The sequence below is a fragment of the Haloferula sp. A504 genome, from assembly GCF_044385805.1.
Taxonomy (GTDB): Bacteria; Verrucomicrobiota; Verrucomicrobiia; order Verrucomicrobiales; family Akkermansiaceae; genus Haloferula.
The window spans coordinates 1-826 of record NZ_JBISBU010000171.1 but is presented as its reverse complement, the minus strand read 5'-3'; the positions used below and the strand labels follow the sequence as shown (position 1 = coordinate 826).

Annotated in this window: 1 protein-coding gene; it reads left to right on the top strand. The window is 69.9% G+C overall.

Annotated features, from left to right (window positions below; genetic code table 11):
* Nucleotides 1-825, top strand: an 825-nt coding sequence (locus ACG2LG_RS24005) for a hypothetical protein (protein ID WP_396263419.1), incomplete at its 5' end; no start/stop codon positions are given.
* Nucleotide 826: the final 1 nt, after the last annotated feature.

The window sequence follows — 826 nt, the reverse complement described above, 5'->3', positions numbered from 1 at the left end:
GGCGCCTCGTATTACATCGAGGTCAACTCGGGCGACCACGAGGGCCACCGCTTCGACGTGGTCTCGGCTGCGGGCAACACCCTGACGCTGGCCGCCGACGCCGACCTGCATGCGTCGTCGGCGCCGTTCAACACGCTGACAGGCGCTCCGCCGGCGACGCTGGCGGGGGACGTGGTGATGCTGCGCCGGCACACCACGCTGGACGAGCAGTTCCCGCCGGGATCCTTCGGCGCGACGGGCAGCCAGGTGACGGCCGACCAGGTGCGGCTGTTCGCCGGCGGTGGCTGGCAGAGCTACTGGTTGTTCGACGATGGCGGCACGCCGCGGTGGGTGGATGTGACCGATGCGACGCTGGCCGACATGGGCGGGGTGGTGATCGCGCCGGGCCAGGGGGCGTTCTTCTACAACCGCACCGCGGAAACGACGGTGTTGCAGTATGGCGAGGTGCGGAGCAACGACTTCGTGCGTCCGCTGCTGGATGGCGACAACCTGGTGGGCGGGGGCTTTCCGCTCGACCAGTCGGCCACGGGAGCCGGAGGGCGTGCGATGCTGTCGGGCTTCAGCGGGACGCTGGACTTCAAGACGGCGGATTCGTTCTACATCTGGCGCAAGGACAGCGACGGGCCGTCGGCGGTGGGCTACGACAGTCACTTCCGGGTGGACGGCAACCCCTACAACCCGTCGCTGCAGCGCTGGGCGCGGGTGGGGGATCCGGCGCTGAGCGAGCGCGGCGGCGAGGTGTTGTTCCTGAGCGGTCGTGCGGTGTTCGTGCGCTCGCAGGCCGGATTCGACGGCTACACCATGCCCCGGCCTTGGTCGCCGTGAG